Origin of the sequence: Hafnia alvei, from assembly GCF_034424155.1 — a bacterium.
In the GTDB taxonomy this organism is placed as follows: Bacteria; Pseudomonadota; Gammaproteobacteria; order Enterobacterales; family Enterobacteriaceae; genus Hafnia; species Hafnia alvei.
On record NZ_CP139992.1, the window covers coordinates 3,415,170 to 3,431,942 of the forward strand.

13 protein-coding genes are annotated in these 16,773 nt (G+C 49.4%); 3 read left to right on the top strand and 10 right to left on the bottom strand.

Annotated elements, in window-relative coordinates; genetic code table 11:
• Positions 1-191: 191 nt before the first annotated feature.
• From U0008_RS15985 to U0008_RS15995, 3 genes are all read right to left on the bottom strand, one after another.
• Complete coding sequence (locus U0008_RS15985) at positions 192-1,970, bottom strand: SmdB family multidrug efflux ABC transporter permease/ATP-binding protein (protein WP_043494997.1); 1,779 nt, start codon at positions 1,968-1,970, stop codon at positions 192-194.
• Entirely contained in the window at positions 1,963-3,735 is a 1,773-nt protein-coding gene (locus tag U0008_RS15990; protein WP_043495000.1) for a SmdA family multidrug ABC transporter permease/ATP-binding protein, read from the bottom strand. The genes U0008_RS15985 and U0008_RS15990 overlap by 8 nt, the downstream gene beginning before the upstream one ends.
• A gap of 119 nt (positions 3,736-3,854) precedes the next feature.
• Positions 3,855-4,316: an Lrp/AsnC family transcriptional regulator gene (locus U0008_RS15995; protein ID WP_025799970.1), complete on the bottom strand. Its 462-nt coding sequence runs from the start codon at positions 4,314-4,316 to the stop codon at positions 3,855-3,857.
• Between the two features lie 125 nt (positions 4,317-4,441).
• On the opposite strand from U0008_RS15995, the gene U0008_RS16000 reads away from it, so the two are divergent.
• Complete coding sequence (locus tag U0008_RS16000; protein WP_043495002.1) at positions 4,442-5,482, top strand: PLP-dependent cysteine synthase family protein; 1,041 nt, start codon at positions 4,442-4,444, stop codon at positions 5,480-5,482.
• Positions 5,483-5,565: 83 nt separating this feature from the next.
• On the opposite strand, the gene cof is transcribed toward U0008_RS16000, so the two are convergent.
• Complete coding sequence (gene cof / locus U0008_RS16005; RefSeq protein ID WP_025799974.1) at positions 5,566-6,387, bottom strand: HMP-PP phosphatase; 822 nt, start codon at positions 6,385-6,387, stop codon at positions 5,566-5,568.
• A gap of 118 nt (positions 6,388-6,505) precedes the next feature.
• On the opposite strand from cof, the gene U0008_RS16010 reads away from it, so the two are divergent.
• Together U0008_RS16010 and queC are read left to right on the top strand one after the other, a co-directional pair.
• On the top strand, positions 6,506-8,209 hold the full coding sequence (locus tag U0008_RS16010) for an SgrR family transcriptional regulator (RefSeq protein WP_043495004.1): 1,704 nt from the start codon (positions 6,506-6,508) through the stop codon (positions 8,207-8,209).
• Positions 8,210-8,312: 103 nt separating this feature from the next.
• Positions 8,313-8,999 (top strand): 7-cyano-7-deazaguanine synthase QueC, encoded by a 687-nt coding sequence (gene queC / locus U0008_RS16015; protein WP_025799977.1) that lies wholly within the window; start codon positions 8,313-8,315, stop codon positions 8,997-8,999.
• 176 nt (positions 9,000-9,175) lie between these two features.
• On the opposite strand, the gene U0008_RS16020 is transcribed toward queC, so the two are convergent.
• The 6 genes from U0008_RS16020 to clpX all read right to left on the bottom strand — a co-directional run bounded on the left by U0008_RS16020 (position 9,176) and on the right by clpX (position 16,764).
• Positions 9,176-9,586 carry a YbgC/FadM family acyl-CoA thioesterase gene (locus tag U0008_RS16020; protein WP_025799978.1) on the bottom strand — a complete coding sequence of 137 codons (411 nt, stop codon included), beginning with the start codon at positions 9,584-9,586 and terminating at the stop codon, positions 9,176-9,178.
• A gap of 146 nt (positions 9,587-9,732) precedes the next feature.
• Positions 9,733-10,113: a ComEA family DNA-binding protein gene (locus U0008_RS16025; RefSeq protein WP_043495011.1), complete on the bottom strand. Its 381-nt coding sequence runs from the start codon at positions 10,111-10,113 to the stop codon at positions 9,733-9,735.
• 140 nt (positions 10,114-10,253) lie between these two features.
• A complete protein-coding gene (gene ppiD / locus U0008_RS16030) occupies positions 10,254-12,137 on the bottom strand; it encodes a peptidylprolyl isomerase (RefSeq protein ID WP_043495006.1) in 1,884 nt (627 codons plus the stop codon).
• A 319-nt stretch (positions 12,138-12,456) separates the two neighbouring features.
• The gene (hupB, locus tag U0008_RS16035; RefSeq protein WP_008814266.1) at positions 12,457-12,729 is read right to left on the bottom strand and encodes a nucleoid-associated protein HU-beta; all 273 of its coding nucleotides are present in this window, start codon (positions 12,727-12,729) and stop codon (positions 12,457-12,459) included.
• 218 nt (positions 12,730-12,947) lie between these two features.
• A complete protein-coding gene (lon, locus tag U0008_RS16040; RefSeq protein ID WP_025799985.1) occupies positions 12,948-15,302 on the bottom strand; it encodes an endopeptidase La in 2,355 nt (784 codons plus the stop codon).
• Positions 15,303-15,492: 190 nt separating this feature from the next.
• Positions 15,493-16,764 (bottom strand): ATP-dependent protease ATP-binding subunit ClpX, encoded by a 1,272-nt coding sequence (gene clpX / locus U0008_RS16045; RefSeq protein ID WP_025799987.1) that lies wholly within the window; start codon positions 16,762-16,764, stop codon positions 15,493-15,495.
• Between the last annotated feature and the right edge of the window lie 9 nt (positions 16,765-16,773).

Genomic DNA, 16,773 nt, shown 5'->3' on the forward strand with positions numbered 1-16,773 from the left:
TGAGGTATTTCTCAAAAGCGCACCAATAGCGTGCAACCGGGGAAGTTACGGTGCATTTTTTTTACACAATTCGAAGCGATGATGCACTGCAAATGCACAGCGAGGATTACCGTGATGAACGCTGCAGAAAACAAAAAGCCGGTGCTATGCATTCATGACATAGCAACCGGCTTTGTAGCGATGGACAATATTTAGATCGTCGGTGATTCTTGATGCAATCCAGCCGCCAGCGCCTCTCCCACTAGTTGCAACTGGTGCATTTGGTAGTAACGCCCCTGCTTAGCCAGTAGTTCGTGGTGCGAACCTTGTTCTACCGCCTGTCCTCGGTGCAGAACAAGAATAGAGTCAGCATCTACAATGGTCGACAAGCGATGAGCAATAACAATTAAGGTTGTTTGTTGGCGAATCACATTGAGCGCTTTCTGAATCGCCTGCTCGGTACCGGAGTCTATATTGGCCGTAGCCTCATCCAGAATGAGGATTTGAGGTGCCTGAACCAGCACTCGCGCCATTGCTAACAGCTGTTTTTGCCCCACGGACAGATTATTCCCCTGTTCACCCAACTGAGTTTGTATTCCCTGCGGCCAGCTTCTAACCAGCGGTGCAAGCTGGACATCCTCCAGCGCTTTCCACACCTGTGCCTCGCTGATATCACGGCCAAGCGTCACGTTATGCATAACCGACTCTGCCATCACGACGGGATCCTGCTGAACCATAGCCACGCCTTCGCGCAGAACCTGATGGCTCAGCGTAGGGATCGGACGCCCATCAATACAGATCTCGCCTTGATTTACCGGATAATACCCCATCAGCAAGTTAGCCAATGTCGATTTACCGCTGCCGGTATGCCCGACTAAAGCCACAAATCCGCGAGATGCAATGTGCAGATTGATATCCTGCAAAACTGGGCGGCCTTCCCGATAGGCAAAAGTCACGTTGTTAACATCGACGCGCCCGCTCTGCAAAGGCTGAATGTCACCGCCGTAGTTCTGTTGAGCATCATCCATCAGCTCGAAAATGCGCTCCCCAGCAACTACGGCCTGCTGCATCATGGACTGTTGGCTGGTGAGCTCTATCAAAGGCTCATTCAGACGACCTAAATAGTTAATGAAAGCATAAAGCACGCCCACGCCAATCGAACCTTCGGCGCTGAAGCCAAACATCATTAATAATCCACAAAGGATCATGGCGGAGAAAAGACTCAGCAACGGGCGCAGTAGAAAGCCTTCCAATCGCAATGTTTGCATACGCGCCTGATAATGAGAGCGGCTCACCTCCCCCATTTTTTCACCAAAGCGCGCCTGCTGACGGAACTGTTGGATAACCCCCATGCCATTGATCACTTCGTTAAAACCATCATTGATATCGGCAAGATAGCTACGAACGCGACGTACTACCGGCGTACTGTAGTGCTGGTAAACGGCCATCACCACAAATACGGCGGGGAAAATACAGATAGAGATAAGCGCCATCCGCCAATCAAGGGTAAACATGGCCACCAGCATCGCACCAATCAGCGCCGCACTTTTCAGCACCGTCGCTACCACCGTGACATAAAGATCTTTGATCACTTCGGTGTCGTTGGTCACTCGCGAGATAAGCTGTCCGACAGGCTGATTGTCAAAAGCTGATAAAGGCTGACGTAGCGCAGCATCCATAACGTCGGTACGTAGCTGTTGCACTACCCCAACCGCCGCACGGTTGAACAGTAATGCCTGCGCATACTGCAAACCCGCTGCGGTAAACTCAAGCAGCAGATATAACAGCGCTAAGCCTGTCACCAACCCAAGTCTGAGATCGCCTTTGGCAACCACGTTATCGATGAAGTAGCTGATGATAATCGGGCCACAAACTTCCGCAGCCGCAGCCACCCATAGCATCACCACGGCAATTGCTAACGGTTTTTTATAAGGGCCACCATAGGCAAGCAGGCGTTTCAGGGTCGGCCAGAGTTGTTTGATATTACGCATTATCTGGCTCCTGAATCTGCGAGTCTGGCTCATCGAGCTGAGCTTCAATTTGCTGGAAACGATGCATATCTCGATACCAACCACGCTGTTGACTCAGCTCACTGTGCAAGCCACGCTGAGCGACAGCGCCTTGCTGCAGAACGAGGATCTCGCTGGCTTCTGTCAGCGCAGAAAGGCGATGCGCGCTGATAATCACCGTTCGATTCTCTCCCCATTCACGCAGATTATGCAGAATTTGGTATTCAGTACGGCCATCAACCGCCGACAGCGCATCGTCGAGGATCAAAATCTCCGCGTCCAGTAGCAATGCCCGAGCGATAGAGATGCGCTGCTTTTGCCCCCCAGACAGCATCACGCCGCGCTCTCCCACTTCGGTTTGATAGCCTTCAGGCAAGCGCAGAATATCCTCATGCACGCTGGCCAGCTTAGCCACGCGTTCAATGTCTTCCTGTGTTGCATCAGGTTTACCTAATGCAATATTCATGGCAACAGAATCCGAGAACAGGAAAGGTGTTTGACTCACAACGGCGAGGCGAGCGCGCCATTCATCCAGACGAAGTTCACGTAAAGAGATGCCGTGGAAACACACTTCCCCTTGGTCGGGATCAAAATGTCGCTGAATCAATGAGAGCAAAGCGCTTTTACCCGCCCCCGTTGGCCCACACAGGCCTAGCATCTGGCCCGGCGCGAGATTGAATTGAATGTTATGCAGTACAGGATTAGCCCCTTCGCTATAGGCGAAACGCTCAACATCAACGCTGAGCACACCTCGCCCCTGAGGCAAAGAGCGTTCGCCGTCTTGAACCGTTGACGGCTCAGACAGCATGCTGCGAATACGACTATAAGCCGCACTACCACGCTCCACGATGTTAAACATCCACGCTAATGCCAGCATCGGCCAAATCATTAAGCCCAGATACATCACAAAGCTGGTCAATTGTCCTAACGTTAGGTGACCATGAATCACCATCACCCCACCGCCGCCGATCGCCAATAAGTTGGCACAGCCAATCGCGATAAAAATGGTTGGGTTAAAGCGCGCATCGACTTTAGCCACGTGCATATTACGGGCACCTGCTTCGGCTGCGACATCGGCAAAGCGCTTCGACTGATGATTTTCTAGACCAAAGGATTTGATCATGCGAATGCTGGTCAAGCTCTCTTGAGCCTGATCGTTGAGCATGGAGAAAGCCGCCTGTGCAGACTTAAACCGCGAGTGTAGCTGCGCGCCTTGATGCTTAATCACCATGGCCATAATCGGCATCGGAATAAGAGACAGTAGCGTCAGCTCCCAGCTAATTTGGGTGCTCATCACAAACAGCACCGCCAAGCCCATCACCAGTGAATCCACCAGCGTTAATACACCTTCACCCGCGGCAAAGACAACGCGATCGACGTCGTTGGTCGCTCTGGCAATCAAATCGCCGGTGCGGTGGCGCTGATAAAATGAAGGCGCTTGGTTACTGAGCTGACGATAATATTTTTCACGCAGTTCAACGGCCAGCAAATAGGACGCGCCGAATAGCAGCACTCGCCACACATAGCGCAGCAGATACACCACCACCGCGACGAGCAGTAAAATACCAATCCAAAATGCCAGCGTTGAAGCTGGCATATGCTGTTTTGACACGCCGTCAATCACGATGCCAACAATGCGCGGCGGCACCAGTTGCAGAATAGCGATAACGACTAATAAAAGTACGGCTCCCAGATATCGCCGCCATTCACGACGAAAATACCAGCCTAGTTGGGCAAATAATCTCACGTATTTTTATTCCATAGCCTATAGTGGGCTTTGATTTTAAATGCTGTATATATAAACAGCACTAGGATAACACCGATAGGAAACTTAGGTAACCGCGTGATGGGTAAATTTTGCGTGCTTTATTCACCCACGGGCAAGAACGTGGTGCTTTTGATTTGTTCCATCGCAAAACTGGAAGTGACGTCACTTAAGCCTTTCACCGCATTCACCAATCGCTTATAAAAAGCATCGTAGCTTTTCATGTCCGCAACCTGTACCTGCATTAAATAATCGTACTCTCCAGCCATACGATAAAACGCAAGGATTTCAGGCATGTGCTCAACCTGCTGCACAAAATGATGATACCACTCACTGCTGTGATGCTGGGTTTTGATCATAACAAACGCGGTCAAACCAAGGCCAAGTTTGTCTTTGTCTAACAGCGCCACGCGCCCGACGATATAGCCCTCATCTTCTAGGCGCTTCAGTCGTTTCCAGCAGGGCGTGGAGGTCAAGTTGACCGCATCGGCCAACACCTGCAACGACTGAGTGCAGTCGCGCTGTAAGAGCTCCAACAGTTTTCGGTCTGTTTTATCTAACATATATCACTTATGGAGAAATATTTTCTCTTATTAGGCCAATATGAAGTCTATATAGCAACTTCTTTTTCTGCAAAATCCGATAGTCTTATCCCATACGTTCAGACTGACTCACATAGGCCACTATCATGAACAACGCTTGGGTAAAGCACGCTATCAGCGAGATCGAAGCCGATTTTCAACGCTCGGCAGACACACACCTTATTCGTCTAAATCTGCCTACTTTTCCCGGCATCTATTTGTATCTGAAAGATGAGAGCACGCATCCAACCGGCAGCCTGAAACATCGTCTAGCCCGCTCACTCTTTTTGTATGGGCTATGTAACGGTTGGATTAAAGAAGACACCACGATTATCGAATCGTCTTCAGGCAGTACCGCCGTCTCCGAGGCCTATTTCGCTCGACTGCTGAATTTGCCGTTTATCGCCGTGATGCCTTCATGCACCGCACGTAAAAAAGTCGAACAGATCGAGTTCTATGGTGGACGCTGTCATTTTGTTGACAGCGCCAGCCAGATTTATGCGGCGTCAGAACAGTTAGCCAAAGAGTTGAACGGCCATTATATGGATCAGTTCACCAACGCTGAACGAGCAACAGACTGGCGCGGCAACAATAATATTGCCGATAGCATATTTCGTCAGATGGAACGCGAGCCGCATCCTATTCCTGCTTATATCGTCATGAGCGCAGGCACCGGCGGCACCTCTGCAACCTTGGGTCGCTATATTCGTTACCAAGGACACCCGACTCATCTGATGGTGGTGGATCCTGAAAACTCGGTGTTTATGGATAGCTATCTGCAAAAAGACCGCACCATCACGGGTACCTGTGGCAGCAAAATCGAAGGTATCGGACGACCACGTGCTGAGCCCTCATTTATCCCTGAGGCTATTGACAGCATGACGCGTGTTCCAGATGCCGCCAGCATCGCCACCATCCATTGGTTGCAGAAGATATTAGGCCGCAAAGTCGGCGCTTCGACAGGAACAAACATGTGGGGAGCATTAACGCTGGCACGTCAAATGCGCGATCGCGGCGAACAAGGCGCTATCGTTACCCTGCTCTGCGATAGCGGTGAACGTTATTTAGATACCTACTATGATGCTGATTGGGTGAAAAAGAATATTGGCGACTTAAGCCAATATACCCAACAGTTGGAAGCGATGTAGCTTACCCATTCTGTCTAAAGCAGAAATAAAAAACCGGGCGATACACGCTATGTGTAGGCCCGGCGGCTGTAAAAGAATCCTCGTTATTCGGGGGAATGGTGAGGTTTTTTTGGTGAACTCAGCCAATTGTTTAACTGCTGTGCCACCGCCTGTTGCTGGCAATGACCAATAATCTCTAAGTGCGGCAGGCTGGCTTTGAGCTGCGGCAACGCATTACCCATGATGTAACCTTTTCCGACCATGCCCAGCATTTCTCTGTCATTCATCGCATCACCAAACGCCATACAATCAGCAAGATCGATATCTAGGTGGTCGCATAAATGACTCAGCGCAGAGCCTTTGTTCGTTCCCGCGGGCAAAACTTCTAAGCAATCGTAGGCCGAAAAACACAGATCAACAGCCTGGCCAAAATGCAGGCGCAGGCGTGTTTGTAAACTCGTTAAGGCATCGTGATCGCCACAGAAACAAATTTTACTTATGCCATAAGCCGGTAAAGAACGCAGCGGCGTAATGTGATAGCCAAAACCATTTTCCACATGTGGGGCTAAGAGCTCTGGATACTCAACCGAGGTCAACCAGCCATCATCTCTAAAAACGTGAACCGAGGCGGGCGTTTCCCAATGCGAATGCAAAACCTCAAGCGCAATTTCTGGCACCAAGTCGCTGGAAAATAAATTATTACCCTCGCGATCGTGTATCCGAGTGCCATTGCCGGTAATCATATAGCCCTGCAGACCTAATCGACGCGCAATAGTACGCACTTCGAGAAAATGCCGCCCCGTTGCAAACGTCAGCGCAATCTGATTTTCAGACAAGCGATGCAGCGCATCCAAGGTTTCAGCCCCAACCTGATGGTTAGGCATCAACAGAGTGCCATCCATATCAAAGGCCGCTAAACGAACCATACCGAAACCTCTTTTGGTGACGAATAATTTTGTGACGAATACAGTGAGATAAACAGTATGGCGTGGCATTTACGGAACTAATAGTGAACAATTAAAGAAAATTGTTCAGGATTTAGCAATGCGCCTGCTACAGAGGCTTAGCCAATACCAACGTTTAAACCAGTTTGCTGGTGACGATCCAATTCAAACAACCGTTGCTGAACTGGCAGGGGTTTTCTGCTGTAGTGAACGCCATGTGCGTACGTTGTTAGCCCAACTTCAGGCGCTGAAATGGTTGGAATGGCATGCCACAGCAGGACGTGGGAAACGCGCGCGCTTGCACTGCGTCATTCCAGAACAGCAGCTGCGTGCTAACCTAATGCAACAACTGCTCAACGCAGGCGATCATCAAAACGCGTTAAAGCTGGCTGAACGAGATCCCATTCATCTCAATGAACTGCTTATGCCACATCTGGGTGGGCAATGGGATTCGGACCTTCCTACGCTGCGTATTCCGTACTATCGAACGCTTGAACCTATCGCGCCGTTAGCACTAACCGGACGTGCCGAACAGCACCTTGCGCATACCATCCATGCAGGGCTCACTCGCTTTGAAACCGGTAATCCACACCCACAGCCCGATTTAGCGCATCATTGGCAAATCAGCGCCGATGGTCTTAAGTGGCAGTTTTTACTGCGCAGCGATTTACGCTGGCACAATGGGCAGCCAATCACTGCCGAACAGTTGGTCCAGCAGCTAAAACAGCTGTGCCATCATCCTCGCTGCGGTAGTTTTCTGAGCAGCATCGCGGATATTTCTCTGCCTCATGCGCTGTGCATTCGTTTTACCTTAAAGTGTGCTGACTATTGGCTTGCTCACCGTCTGGCTGATTTACTCTGTCTTTTACCTCATCCTGATTATCCTGAAATCGGCGCAGGGCCTTTCCGTCAGATCAGCTCCTCAGACATGCTCATTAGGCTTGAGCAGCACAGCAGCTATCATCTGCACCGCCCTTACCTGCATGCGATTGAATATTGGATCACATCCAATCCAGAGCAAGCATCAGCAGCGCCCAGCAGCCAGCATCCGGTAAAAATAACTATCGGACAGTACGAAGAGTTAGACAGCGTTCGTCCGGTACAACGCAGCACCAGCGTTGGTTTTTGCTATATCGCTCTCAACCAGAAGCGCGGAAAACTCACAGTAGCTCAGAGGCGTTACCTCACGACGCTGATTCGAGAAGAAAATACGCTCAATCATCTCCCAATTGAAAATGGTTTGATTGCGCGCAGCAGCGCAATGTTGTCTGGCTGGCCGCTGCCAGACCCTACCCCTGAGCCGATTTTGTTGCCCCCAAAACTCACGCTGCTTTATCACCCACCGGCAGAGCTCACCGCGCTTTCCGACCGGCTACAGGAACGCCTCGCCCAGGCTGGATGTGAGTTAGAAGTGCGTTTCTATGACGGTAAACGTTGGGAGTCTAACGAGCAGTTTGCCGAAGTCGATATTATTTTAGGCGACAGATTAATCGGTGAATCACCGGAAGTGGCCTTGGAGAATTGGCTGCGTATTGATGTGCTCTGGCAGGCAATTTTGAACGATAAAGAGCAGCAGCAATGCCGCATGGTGCTTGATAGCGTGCAACAGTTAGCGGACGAAACGAACCGCCATCATGCCCTGCGCGATTATTACACCCACCTTATGCAGCAGGGCATCATCATGCCGCTGTTTAATTACCAGTATCAAATCAGTGCACCTCCTCGTGTAGAAGGCGTAACGCTTACCGCCTATGGGTGGTTCGACTTCTGTCGGGCATGGGTTCCCGCCCCCACGGATGAATAGTCAGGCTGTTCATCTCCTCCCATAGCCGTTACCATAGACCGCGTTATGGCAGACAATTTTATTGTCTGCCTCTCTTTTTTTAGATTGATATAGAGGTAAGGCAATGAAACGCGCGGTGGTAGTATTCAGTGGTGGTCAAGACTCCACAACTTGTCTAATTCAAGCTTTGGAACGTTATGACGAAGTGCATTGCATCACTTTTGATTATGGCCAACGCCATCGTGCTGAAATTGACGTCGCACGCGATCTCGCCATTAAACTCGGCGCATCAGCGCATAAAGTACTCGACGTTGGTTTGCTTAACGAACTAGCAATAAGCAGTCTTACCCGCGACAACATTCCGGTTCCAACCGAAAGCGAAGACGGTATCCCAAATACCTTTGTGCCTGGCCGCAATATTCTATTCCTGACCTTAGCGGCTATTTATGCTTACCAAGTACAGGCTGAGGCCGTGATTACCGGTGTATGCGAAACTGATTTTTCCGGCTACCCAGACTGCCGTGACGAATTTGTGAAAGCGTTAAACAAAGCGATTGTCTTAGGCATGGCGCGCGACGTTCGTTTCGAAACCCCGTTGATGTGGCTGAATAAAGCAGAAACTTGGGCGTTAGCCGATCATTACCAAAAACTTGATCTGGTTCGTCAGGAAACGCTCACCTGCTACAACGGTATTCAAGGTGACGGCTGCGGCGAATGCGCTGCCTGCCATTTGCGTTCGCACGGGCTCAATGATTATTTAGCAAACCGCGCGGCGGTTTCTGCAAGCCTGAAAGAAAAAACCGGTCTGTAAGATCAATGTTGGTCACTTAAGCCTGATTTTAGGGGAAGTACACCGATGGGGTCGTAGCAGCTTTAGCTACCGGAGCGCCCCGCGGTGTGCTAGCCCCGTGTATCTCGATCTCTCAAACGGTCATCACGTTTCAATGAGCCGCTATATTCTCGCATTGGCGGCTCATTTTATGATTTTCACTTATCTCCGCTCAATTCCAGCAGACGATCGCGTAATGCGCCTTCCAAAGGCAATGCTTTTTGCGTTCTCAGATCGGTGCAAACAAACGTTAAAGCAGCATCAATGATAATTTCATTATCCGAAGTGCGAGTGATGATTTGATTTAACACGCCGCTACGGCCATTAAGCTGATGCAGTTTACTTTCCACCACCAGCTCATCATTTAGCACCGCGCCGCGACGATAGTTGATGTTGAGATTCACCACCATAAACGCGATGGCCTCCTTCATCATCCAATCAAAAGCACCATGGTCTTCAAGCCACTGCCAGCGCGCCTCCTCAAGGAACTCAAGGTAACGGGCGTTATTGACATGCTGATAGACATCTAAATGGTATCCTCGAACCTTAATAATGGTTGCATTGCTCATCGTTCATGTGGCCTTTTCCAGTATTTGACTGAAGCGACTGCAAACATGCAGTCGCCTGCTCAGCTATTTTTAATTCTTAGCGCACTATTGAAAGTAGCAGAGCGCTAAAAAACCAAACTGGTTAGACCACTGAATTTTGTGCTCGATCACAATTTTAAACGATCGCGGTTGCGTGCGATTAATGCTGCGCCAATTCCCTTCACCTCTTCCAACTGCTCTATCTGGGTAAAGGCCCCGTTTTTCTCACGATATTCCACGATCGCCTGTGCTTTCTTCAGGCCAACACCGTTGAGCACCGTTGCTATTTCTTCCGCACTGGCCGTATTGATATTGATACTGGTTCCCACAATGCCCGGTGAGGCATCTTTAGTTACCGGTTGAAGATCAGTGGCTTTTTGAGTTTGTTCAACGCTTGGGGCTGTTGGTCTAGCCGTCGTCGCTGCTTGAGCCTGTAACGGTAATAGTAAGGCCCCTGTAAGCAAGGCCCATACACCAATTAATTGCGCCATCATTTTTTGCTTTTTCATGCTGAAATTCTCCTGTTGTGTGTCAGCGAACACAGAGTGCAGCAGGATAAAAAACATGACAAACACCATTCTCTAGATATGGAAAAGGCCGCATAAGCGGCCTTTTGTGATTGCATCAGGATGCAAATTTATTGCGATGCTTACTGCATTTCGCTCGCTGCGCTGCCTAATTTAATTTTGGCATTTGAACGCAGATTATCCATCAGTGAATCGAAGGTAATGCCGGTTGCACCAGTCAACATCTGAGAAGAGAAGGCTTTAAGCTCTTCATTACTCAAATGACCCGACTTAACCGCGTCCAATTGGATCAGCACGATGTTGTCTTGACGATCCTGAGCCAAGCCATAAACCGGCTTGTTGTCTTTTGGCTGCGCCATGGCAAACACGGTATCTGCTAACTGACGATCCTCAGAGGCACGCGTTAAGGTCTGTTCTGCACCAAAGCTAATCCCCGCTGCTTTCAGCGCTTCATCACCTTTGCCAGACTGCAAGGCGCTCAGTAACTTGTCGCCTTCATTACGTGCCTGCTGGATGGCTTTCTGACGCTTCACCATATTGGTGATTTGATCTTTAACCTGATCCATCGGCTTAACGCCTTCCGGCTTATGACCAGAAATACGGATCACGAAAGCACGGTCGCCTTCAGCGCTGATCACATCAGAGTTGCTTCCTGGTGCGCCATTCTCACCGATCAGAGAACCATCGAAGATTGCCTGAGTAACCGGTTTGAAGTTCAGCGCAGCAGGAACGCTGTCGCGCGTAAACCAGCCAGTTTCAGTCGCCTTCACGCCAGCGGCTTCTTCTGCACCGGCCAGTGATTCATTATCGCTGGTTGCAGAGTCGCTCACTTTTTGCTGTAACGCGTAGTAAGCATCCAGTGCTTTCTGCTGTTTAACCTGAGTGGCAATATCCGCACGGACTTCGGCCAGCGGTTTTACCTGCTCTGGTTTCACGTCATTCAGGCGAATAACGAGATAGCCAACGCTTGATTTTACTGCGCCTGATAGCTGACCTTTGGTGGTTAACTTAGCACCCAGAATTTCATCTGGCGTAGTGCCCGGTTCTAACCATCCCAACTCACCGCCGTTTTTACGCGAGATGATGTCAGTGGATTTCTCAGCAGCGACTTTGGCGAAATCGGCACCGCCGTTCAGTTCATCCAATACCGCTTTAGCATCGGCTTCAGTTTTTACCTGAATAACGCTGTAATCTTTGCGCTCCGGCTGGGTGTAGCTGGATTTATGCTGATCGTAATAAGCTGCGATATCCTCATCAGAAACGGTAATTTTGTCCTGAATCGCCGCGGCATCCATTTCGATATAGCTAACCTTCACTTCTTCCGGCGCAATAAAACTATTTCTATTTTGCTCGTAGTAGGATTTCAGCTCTTCATCAGTAACCTGCTGAGCTTTTTCCAACGCTTTGATATCAATCGTTGCCAAACGCACATCGCGCTGCTGCATGGTTAACGCAGCCATAGCTTCCACTTCTACCGGCAGCGTGAAGCCCGTTGCGGTGTAAGCCTGAATCAGCTGTTGGCTGGTGAGCTGCTGGCGAACCAACTGCGCATAGTTATCTGGACTTAATCCCATATTGGCAATGATGTTCAGATATTTAGCATTATCGAACTGGTTGTTAGTCTGGAAGTAAGGCATGGCCCAGATAGCTTCTTTCACCTGCTCATCGCTAATTCCCAGACCCAATTTCTTGGCGTACTGATCAAGCAGAGTGTCATCAATTAGGCGGTTAAGAGCCTGCTTACGCAGCTCTTTCATATAGCCTTCGTTACCTGCCAACACTGAAAATTGGTCGCCCAATTGCTGCTGTAAGCGACTACGTTCGCTTTGAACCGCTTGCTCAAGCTGACCACGGCTAATTTCCTGACCATCGACTTTCGCCGCATAGTCACCGGAACCGCCGGTCAAATAACCCCCTACCCCGGTCAAAACAAATGACACGATGATTAGGCCCAGGATGATTTTGAGCACGACGTGATTAGCGGCCGCGCGTAAATTGTCCATCATAGTGTGGCAACACTCCGCTGTGATTGTGGGTAATACAGTAATTTTTGTCGGCTCAGTCTATCTGATTCGTAGCCAACACTGCACACGTAATACGATAAAATTGGGCTATAAGATCAAAAACCTATCCCATTAACCGAATCGACCTACTGGGAAAGGCTCTGTTTCCATGAAACTTTAGCCATAAAAAAAGCGCATCGGTTACGATGCGCCTTGTATTTTACCCTAGCAACTCAGCCACGTCAGTCTAATGTTTCATTGTTTCCACTCACGTGGGTTCATAACATACAAACAAATTCAGACGGTTGAGTCGGACGCGTTATTAATTAACAGCGTCTTTCAGTGCCTTGCCAGCACGGAAGCCAGGTACTTTGGCAGCAGGAATGCTGATTTCTTTACCTGTCTGAGGGTTACGGCCAGTACGTGCTGAACGTTCGCGCACGTCAAAAGTACCAAAACCGACCAGAGCAACAGAATCACCGCTCTGCAAAGACTCAGTAACAGACGCAATAATCGCATCTAATGCACGGCCAGCTGCTGCTTTAGAAATATCTGCGCCTTCGGCAATCTTATCGACCAGTTGTGACTTATTCACTCTTTCATCCCCTTTAGAAATCTTATGCCGTACTGGAATATTGTCCTTAGGGTACGGCTGCGCTGCTGTTATATCAATCCTGTCAGTTCATGGCAAGACACATGAGATGCGGCTTTTCCTAATTTGACAGGGCTCTAAGTTAGCTGCACAAAAAAATGCTGGCAAGTCCGAAATCGACTGCCAGCATAGGTTTTATCAGCGGTTTATGCGATATATCACTATTTCGCGGTAACCACTTCCATTCCGAATGGTGAATTTTGCAGCGCCAAGGCTAAAACTTCATCAATTCGTTTCACCGGATGGATATCCAGATCGGCCAATACGTTGTCTGGAATCTCTTCCAAATCGCGTTTGTTTTCGTCTGGGATCAGCACGGTTTTAATTCCACCGCGGTGAGCCGCCAGCAGTTTTTCTTTCAAACCACCGATAGGCAACACTAAACCACGCAGCGTAATTTCACCGGTCATAGCCACATCGGCACGCACAGGATTACCGGTTAAGCATGAAACCAACGCGGTACACATCGCAATACCCGCGCTTGGGCCATCTTTCGGCGTTGCACCTTCAGGCACATGGACGTGAATATCGCGTTTTTCGTAGAAATCAGGGTTGATACCCAATTTCTCAGCGCGAGCACGAACCACGGTTAACGCAGCCTGAATGGACTCCTGCATGACTTCACCTAAAGAACCGGTATAAGTCAGCTTGCCTTTACCTGGTACGCATGCGGTTTCAATCGTCAGCAGATCGCCGCCCACTTCAGTCCATGCCAAGCCAGTAACCTGACCCACGCGGTTTTCACTGTCCGCACGGCCATAGTCGTAGCGCTGCACACCTAAGAAGTCTTTCAGGTTGTCGCCGTTGATCTCAATATGCTTAACGGATTTATCCATCAGCAGGTTTTTTACCGCCTTACGGCACAGTTTTGAGATTTCACGTTCCAGACTACGCACGCCCGCTTCGCGAGTGTAATAGCGAATAATGCCGCTGATTGCGCTGTCATCAACCGTCAACTCACCTTTTTTCAGTGCGTTGCGTTCCAACTGTTTTGGCAGCAGATGCTGTTTCGCAATGTTGAGTTTTTCATCTTCGGTATAACCCGACAGACGAATCACTTCCATACGATCCAACAACGGCGCAGGAATGTTCATCGAGTTCGATGTTGCCACAAACATAACGTCAGACAGATCGTAATCAACTTCCAGATAATGGTCGTTGAACGCGATATTCTGTTCTGGATCCAGAACTTCCAGCAGCGCTGAAGCCGGATCGCCACGCATGTCCGAAGACATTTTGTCGATCTCATCGAGCAGGAACAGTGGGTTTTTCACCCCAACCTTTGCCATCTTCTGGATCAGTTTGCCCGGCATAGAACCGATATAGGTACGACGATGGCCACGAATTTCGGCTTCATCACGCACGCCACCCAGCGCCATACGCACATACTGGCGCCCCGTAGCACGAGCAATAGACTGACCCAAAGAGGTCTTACCGACCCCTGGAGGCCCTACCAGACAGAGGATAGGCCCTTTAATTTTGCTAACGCGACTCTGAACCGCTAAATATTCCAGAATACGGTCTTTGACGCGCTCAAGGCCGTAATGATCGGTATCTAGAATTTCCTGCGCTTTATTCAGATCTTTTTTGACCTTGCTGCGCGCATTCCACGGAACCTGAATCATCCAATCGATATAGCCACGCACTACGGTTGCTTCAGCAGACATCGGCGACATCATCTTCAGCTTTTGCAGCTCAGCTTCCGTTTTCTCGCGCGCATCTTTCGGCATTTTTGCCGCTTCGATTTTGCGTTTCAGCGCTTCGAATTCGTCTGGCGTATCGTCCATTTCGCCCAGTTCTTTCTGAATCGCTTTCATTTGCTCATTCAGATAGTACTCGCGCTGGCTCTTTTCCATCTGCTTTTTAACGCGGTTACGAATGCGTTTTTCAACCTGCAGCAGATCGATTTCAGACTCCATCATCGCCATCAGATATTCCAGACGTTCAGTCACGTCTGACATTTCCAACACGGCCTGCTTGTCGTTTAACTTCAACGGCATGTGTGCAGCAATGGTATCTGCCAGCTTAGCCGCATCGTCAATACTGTTGAGCGAGGTCAGCACTTCTGGTGGGATCTTTTTGTTCAGTTTGATGTAGCCTTCAAACTGATTAATGGCGGTACGAACCAATACTTCTTGTTCGCGCTCGTCCATTTCTGGAATGTCTAAATATTCAGCCTGTGCAGCAAAATGCTCACCACTGTCAGATAACGTAGTGATTTTCGCACGCTGAAGCCCCTCGACCAGCACTTTGACGGTGCCATCGGGTAATTTCAGCATCTGTAAAATAGAGGCAACGGTACCTACAGAGAAAAGGTCATTTACCCCTGGTTCATCCGTTGAGGCTTCCTTTTGCGCGACCAGCAGGATCTTCTTGTCGTGATCCATTGCGGCTTCTAGGCACCGGATTGACTTTTCCCGGCCTACGAACAATGGAATCACCATGTGCGGATAAACCACCACATCGCGCAGAGGCAATACGGGGATTTCTATGCGTTCGGAACGCTCAGGATTCATAGAGCTCTCTCTTAGTTTAGCTTCCGCCAGGTTATGGGAATCTTACAACCCGTTTTACGTTGTTGCTTCACCCAGTTTGTATCTGAGTATATGGGGATGTTTACCAGGGATTCAACGCAAACAACAACAGAAAAAAAAATGGGAGATAAAATCCCCCATTTTATTGATAACCCATCAGTTTACTGGCTAATTATTCGCCAGAAGCTTGTGCTTCTGGTTTACCATAAATCAGCATTGGCTCCGCCTGACCTTCAATGACATTTTCGTCGACAACCACTTTTTCGACGTTTTCCATTGATGGCAAGTCGTACATCGTTTCCAGCAGCGCGCCTTCAACGATAGAACGCAGACCACGAGCACCTGTTTTACGCGCCATCGCTTTTTTCGCGATAGCCGTCAGGGCTTCGTCACGGAACTCCAGATCGACACCTTCCAGATTAAATAATGCCTGATATTGTTTGGTCAGGGCATTTTTTGGCTCTTTCAGGATCTGAATCAGCGCGTCTTCGCTCAGTTCACGCAGAGTAGCGACAACCGGCAAACGACCAATGAACTCAGGGATTAGACCAAATTTGATCAAATCTTCTGGTTCTGCCTGAGCCAGCAACTCGCCTTCGGTTGCTTTTTCAGACAACGCTTTAACCGTTGCACCAAAACCAATACCGGTGCCGGTATTCACACGCTGGCCAATGACTTTATCCAAGCCCGCAAACGCACCGCCACAGATAAACAGGATCTTAGAGGTATCAACCTGTAGGAATTCCTGCTGTGGATGCTTACGGCCGCCCTGAGGTGGAACCGCAGCGATGGTACCTTCAATCAGCTTCAGCAATGCCTGCTGTACGCCTTCACCTGAAACATCACGGGTGATAGACGGGTTGTCAGACTTACGAGAAATCTTATCGATTTCGTCGATGTACACGATACCGCGCTGTGCTTTCTGAACGTCGTAATCACACTTCTGCAACAGCTTCTGAATGATATTTTCAACGTCTTCGCCCACATAACCCGCTTCGGTTAGGGTCGTTGCATCAGCCATGGTAAATGGCACATCAAGGAAACGTGCTAGCGTTTCAGCCAGCAAAGTTTTACCACTACCGGTTGGACCGATCAGCAAAATATTACTTTTGCCCAGTTCTACACCGTTGCTGCTGTCGCCGTTACGCAGGCGTTTGTAGTGGTTATACACCGCTACCGCCAAGACTTTTTTCGCCTGTTCTTGACCAATGACGTAATCATCTAAATGGTTACGAATTTCATGCGGCGTTGGCAGAGAGCTGCGCTCGCGATGCGGAGCAACTTCTTTAATCTCTTCGCGAATGATGTCATTACACAGATCGACACACTCGTCGCAGATATACACTGACGGCCCGGCGATCAGCTTACGAACTTCATGCTGGCTTTTGCCGCAAAAAGAACAGTACAGCAGCTTGCCTGAACCGTCTTTGCGCTTATCTGTCATCAGTAAACC

Bases quoted from the DNA above. Each gene is read 5' to 3' on its own strand.
- U0008_RS15985 (WP_043494997.1), bottom strand. From the start codon at position 1,970: ATGCGTAATATCAAACAACTCTGGCCGACCCTGAAACGCCTGCTTGCC.
- U0008_RS15995 (WP_025799970.1), bottom strand. From the start codon at position 4,316: ATGTTAGATAAAACAGACCGAAAACTGTTGGAGCTCTTACAGCGCGAC.
- U0008_RS16000 (WP_043495002.1), top strand. From the start codon at position 4,442: ATGAACAACGCTTGGGTAAAGCACGCTATCAGCGAGATCGAAGCCGAT.
- cof (WP_025799974.1), bottom strand. From the start codon at position 6,387: ATGGTTCGTTTAGCGGCCTTTGATATGGATGGCACTCTGTTGATGCCT.
- U0008_RS16010 (WP_043495004.1), top strand. From the start codon at position 6,506: ATGCGCCTGCTACAGAGGCTTAGCCAATACCAACGTTTAAACCAGTTT.
- queC (WP_025799977.1), top strand. From the start codon at position 8,313: ATGAAACGCGCGGTGGTAGTATTCAGTGGTGGTCAAGACTCCACAACT.
- U0008_RS16020 (WP_025799978.1), bottom strand. From the start codon at position 9,586: ATGAGCAATGCAACCATTATTAAGGTTCGAGGATACCATTTAGATGTC.
- U0008_RS16025 (WP_043495011.1), bottom strand. From the start codon at position 10,113: ATGAAAAAGCAAAAAATGATGGCGCAATTAATTGGTGTATGGGCCTTG.
- ppiD (WP_043495006.1), bottom strand. From the start codon at position 12,137: ATGATGGACAATTTACGCGCGGCCGCTAATCACGTCGTGCTCAAAATC.
- lon (WP_025799985.1), bottom strand. From the start codon at position 15,302: ATGAATCCTGAGCGTTCCGAACGCATAGAAATCCCCGTATTGCCTCTG.
- clpX (WP_025799987.1), bottom strand. From the start codon at position 16,764: ATGACAGATAAGCGCAAAGACGGTTCAGGCAAGCTGCTGTACTGTTCT.